Annotated in this window: 4 protein-coding genes; all 4 read right to left on the bottom strand. The window is 73.3% G+C overall.

What is annotated here, in order from left to right; all coding sequences use genetic code 11:
• Positions 1 to 534: DUF2786 domain-containing protein (locus G6030_RS11065; RefSeq protein ID WP_182643160.1), on the bottom strand; the 534-nt coding region annotated here is incomplete at its 3' end.
• A 123-nt stretch (positions 535 to 657) separates the two neighbouring features.
• Positions 658 to 1,482, bottom strand: coding sequence for a bifunctional hydroxymethylpyrimidine kinase/phosphomethylpyrimidine kinase (thiD, locus tag G6030_RS11060; protein WP_347238638.1), 825 nt, complete (start codon positions 1,480 to 1,482; stop codon positions 658 to 660).
• Positions 1,475 to 3,964, bottom strand: a complete 2,490-nt coding sequence (gene pheT / locus G6030_RS11055) for a phenylalanine--tRNA ligase subunit beta (RefSeq protein ID WP_182643159.1) — start codon at positions 3,962 to 3,964, stop codon at positions 1,475 to 1,477. The genes thiD and pheT overlap by 8 nt, the downstream gene beginning before the upstream one ends.
• 43 nt (positions 3,965 to 4,007) lie before the next feature.
• The coding region (pheS, locus tag G6030_RS11050) for a phenylalanine--tRNA ligase subunit alpha (RefSeq protein ID WP_182643158.1) at positions 4,008 to 4,992 on the bottom strand (985 nt) is incomplete at its 5' end.

Below are 4,992 nucleotides of genomic sequence, written 5' to 3'. Positions count from 1 at the left end.
GTCGCGACTCCCGGCGACGGCGCCCTGCTCGGCGGCTTCCAACCGCCGCCCGACCTCGAAGGCGAACCCCGTCATGAACGACTTGCGGTGGGTGACGGCGGAGACGCCGGGCGCCGGGCGCTGGCGGGCCGCCGCGGCCAGCATCACCCCGGTCAGCGCACCGGCGAGCATGCCCACCCGCTCGACGTGCCGCCGGACCCCGACGATGTGGACGACGCGCGTGTTGTCCCCGCGCACAGCGGTGACGGCCCGGCAGTGCATCGCCGACGCGAGTGCGGCGACGAGGCCCACCTGATCGGGCTGATACCTGCCGGAGACCACGTGGTCGAGCACGGTCACCTCCGCCGCGGTGGTGGCGGGACCCGTGCGCGCCAGCGCCTCGTCGACGCCGTACTTGGCGAGCAGTGCGTAGGCGCGCTCGAGGAGGACGTCCGCCTCCGGCGTGCCGGCCACGCTCTCGGCCTTGGCGAAGAGTTTCCGCACCCGGTCCAGCGCCTTCTCGGGTGGCGGGGCGGCGTCGTGTGAGGCGTTCATGGTCTGCTCCCGGTCGTCTCGGCTGTCAGTCGGGACGGATATTCGCACACGTGTACGACACCGCCACGGCCGCGCGTGGGCCGAGCAACCGTGCCCGACGTCCGGGACGCCCCCGGGAGACGCTCAGCGGTGCAGGAACCAGGTGTGGTCTAGCGGCCCGGATCCACGGCCCACCTCGAGTGCGAGCCCACCGTGTAGCGCCCCGTCCATCCACGGCCGGACGCGGCGGTAGGCCGCCTCCCAGTCCTGCGCGCCGACCCGGGCGGTGGCCAGGGCCGAGGACAGCGAGCATCCGGTGCCGTGCGTGTGCGGGGTGTCGACCCGCACGAACGGCAGGCGGAGCGTGGTCCGCCGGTCGCCATCGGTCTCGACGAGGACGTCCTCGGCGCTGCCGTCCTCGAGGTCGCCGGTGGTGGCGAGCACCGCGCAGCCGGTCTGCTCGTGGACGAGTTCGGCCTGACCGACGATGGTCTCGATGTCCGTGGCGCCCGTCTCGCCGCACAGGACGGCGAGCTCGGGGACGTTGGGCGTGACCAGGTCCGCGAGGGGGACCAGGTCCCGGAGCATGCGCGCGGCGTCTTCGCTGGCGAGCCGGCCACCGGTGGTGGCGACCATGACCGGGTCGAGGACGACGTGCGGGGGGCGACGACGACGAAGCCAGTCCCCGACCGCCTCGACGAGGCCCGCCTCACCGAGCATGCCGATCTTGACGGCGTCGATCACCACGTCATCGGCCACGGCGTCGAGCTGGGCGATGACGGTCTCGGGCGGCACGGCGTGCACCCCGGTGACGCCGACGGTGTTCTGCACGGTGACCGCGGTGACGGCGCCCATCCCGTACCCGCCCATCGCGGCGACCGCCTTGACGTCCGCGAGCAGACCAGCGCCGCCGGACGGATCGGTGCCCGCGATGCACAGCACCCTCGGTGCCCGGACCGTGTCAGCCACGCAGGCTCGCCCCCACGGCCTTCTCCGCGGCCTCGACGGCCGCGGTGCGCCAGGTGCTCGCCTCGTCCTCGGTGAGCGTGCGGTCGTCGGCGCGGAACGTCAGCGCGTACGCCAGGGACTTGCGGCCGTCGCCGAGCTGGGTGCCGGTGTAGACGTCGAACAGGCGCACGCTCTCCAGGAGGTCGCCGCCACCGGCGCGCAGCGCGGACTCGACGTCCGCGGCGGGCACGGAGGCGTCCACCACGAGCGCGACGTCCTGGTTCACCGCCGGGTAGGACGAGATCGTCGGGGCCGGCAGGACCTCACGGGCGCCGATCGCGGTGAGGTCGAGCTCCACCGCGCAGGTTCGGGCCGGCACTCCGAGTCGCTCGCACGCCGCCGGGTGCAGCTCGCCGGCGTGCCCGACGACGACCGAGTCGACGAGCACCTCCACGCAGCGGCCCGGGTGCCAGGGCGCGTACTCGGCCGCCCGGACACCGACCTCGGCACCGAGCGCGCGACCGACGATCCTCGCCGCCTCCACCGCGTCGAGGGCGTCGGCCTCCCGGCCCGGGCCGAAGTGTCCCGCCGGCTCGCGCTTCCCGGTGTACAACGCTGCGACGTGCAGCGGCTGCTCGGGCAGCGAGGCGCTCAGCCGCTCGCGCTCCTCCGCGGTGGGCTCGCGGTCGACCGGCAGCATCTCCACCGGCGCGGTGGTGGGCGTACGGAACGACACCTGCGCGACAGAGAACAGCGCGAGATCGCGGGTTCCCCGTGTGATGTTGCGGCGGGCGATCTCGACCAACGAGGGCAACAGGGTGGTCGCGAGGTGCGCCTTGTCGCTCTCGAGGGGGTTGACCACGGACATCGTACTGCGGCGCTCGTCGTCGTCACCCAGTCCCATGTCGTCGAACACCGACGGGTCACAGAACGGGGACGTCAGCACCTCTACATGCCCGGCCGCGGCCAGGGCGTGCCCGACGGCGCGGCGGCCACGCTGCTCGGCGGTGAGGCCCCGGCCCGCGGGCGCGGTGGGCAGCACCGACGGGATGTTCTCCAACCCTTCGAGGCGCAGCACCTCCTCGACCAGGTCAGCCGGCAGGGTGAGGTCGGAACGCCAGGTCGGGGGCGTCACCTCGAGCAGCACCGCGTCGTCACCGGCGACGGTGCAGCCGATCTGCTCCAGCCGACGCCGCGCGGTCCCGGCCGGGTACCCGACCCCGGCGACGCGCGCGGGGCGGTCCGGGTCGAACGCGATGGTCGGCATGACCGGCGCCGAGCCGACATCCGTGAGGGAGGCCTCGACGGTGCCCCCGGTGATCTCGGCGAGCAGGGTCGCCGCGCGGTCCAGTGCCGCGATCGAGGCGGCGGCGTCGACCCCGCGCTCATAGCGCTTGCCCGCCTCGCTCGGCAGCTTGTGCCGGCGGATGGTCCGGAACACGGCGAGGGTGTCCCACACGGCGGCCTCCAGCAACACATCGGTCGTCTGATCGGAGACCTCGGTCGAGGCCCCGCCCATGACGCCGGCCATCGAGACGGGCCCGCTGTCGTCGCAGATCACGACGTCCTCGGGGTCGAGCGTCCGCTCGACGTCGTCGAGGGTCACCAGGGTCTCCCCCGCGCGCGCCCGACGGACGGTGAGCCCGCCCTGCAGTCGAGCCGCGTCGAACGCGTGCATCGGATGGCCGAGCTCGAGCATGACGTAGTTGGTCACGTCGACGGCCGGGGAGATCGGCCGCACGCCCGACAGCAGCAGGCGGCGCGCCATCCACCACGGGGTGCGCGCGGCCGGGTCGACCCCGGTCACACGACGCAACGCGAACCGCCGGGCGCCCGACTCCGGCAGCACCTCCAGCGGCCAGGCCTCGCCATCGGCCGGGAGCCCGAGTTCGACGGCGGGGTCGGCGAAGTCGAGGTCGAACCCGCACGCGAGCTCGCGGGCCAGGCCGCGCGCCGACAGGCAGTACCCGCGGTCGGGGGTCACGTTGAGCTCGATGACGGTGTCCCGCTCGTCGGCACCGGCGGCGAGCACCGGCCCGGCGGCCTCGCCCGGCTCGGCGGTGCCGGGGGCCAGGACGATGATCCCGCTGTGATCGGAGCCGATGCCCAGCTCGGACGCCGAGCAGATCATGCCCTCGCTGGGCCTGCCGTACGTCTTCCGCTTGCCGATCTCGAACCCGCCCGGCAGGACCGTGCCGGGGAGCGCGACCACGACCAGATCGTCCTCGACGAAGTTCCGGGCGCCGCACACGATCTGCTGCGGTTCGTCCCCGCCCACGTCGACCAGGCAGAAGCGGATGGGCTTCTTGAAGCCCTCGAGCTCCTCGATACTCGCGACCCGGCCGATCGTGAGGGGGCCGGTGATCTCGGGGAGCTGCTCCGGCTCGCCCTCCACCTCGAGGCCGACGCGGACGAACCCGGCGTCGAGCTCGGCGGGGGTCACGGTCCAGCCGTCGTTGGCCCGCTGCAGGATCTCGGTCAACCAGGACTGCGCAATTCGCACTGTGGGGTCCTTCGTCTTGGTGTGGTGGGAGGGGCGCGGCGCGTCAGGCGCGGATGCCGAAGGGCAGGGAGAAGCGGACGTCGCCCTCGACCATGTCGCGCATGTCCGACAGGCCGTTGCGGAACTGCAGGGTGCGCTCCAGGCCCATGCCGAACGCGAAGCCCGAGTACTCCTCGGGATCGATCCCGCAGGCCGTGAGGACGTTCGGGTGGACCATGCCGCAGCCGCCCCACTCGACCCACCCGGCGCCGCCCTTCTTGCGGGGGAACCACACGTCCACCTCGGCGGACGGTTCGGTGAACGGGAAGTAGTTGGGTCGCATGCGGGTGCGGGTCTCCGGGCCGAACAGGGCGCGCGCGAACGCGTCGAGCGCGCCGCGCAGGTGGGCCATCGTCAACCCCTTGTCGATCGCCAGGCCCTCCACCTGGTGGAAGACCGGGGTGTGGGTGGCGTCGAGTTCGTCGGTGCGGAACGTCCGGCCCGGGCAGGCCACGTAGATCGGCGGCTCGCGGTCGAGCATCGTGCGTATCTGCACCGGGGAGGTGTGCGTGCGCAGCACCTGGCGGCTGCCCTCGGGCGCGACGTGGAAGGTGTCCTGCAGCGTGCGCGCCGGGTGGTCGGGCAGGAAGTTCAGCGCGTCGAAGTTGTAGTGCTCCGCCTCGACCTCGGGCCCCTCGGTGATCTCCCAACCCATCGCCACGAACACGTCCGCGACCTGCTCGGTGATGATCGTGATGGGATGCTGGGCTCCCACCGGGGCGCGCCCGGACGGGACCGTGAGGTCGAGCGTCTCGGCCACGAGGACGGCGGCGTCGCGCTCGGCCTGCAGTTCGGCCAGGCGCGCGTCGTAGGCCTGCTGCACGCGCCCGCGGGCGACGTTGACGGCCTTGCCGGCCGACGCCTTCTGCTCCTTGGGTAGTGCGCCCAGGCCCCGGCGCGCCAGGGCGATCGGGCTGCGGTCACCCAGATGCGCCGTCTTGGCGGCGGCCAACGCGTCCAGGTCGGCGGCTGCCGCGAACGCCGCCTCG

Origin of the sequence: Dietzia sp. E1 (assembly GCF_014145015.1) — a bacterium.
Classification (GTDB): Bacteria; Actinomycetota; Actinomycetes; order Mycobacteriales; family Mycobacteriaceae; genus Dietzia; species Dietzia cinnamea_A.
Note: the sequence above shows the minus strand (reverse complement) of the source record. Positions and strands in the feature narration are given on the sequence as shown.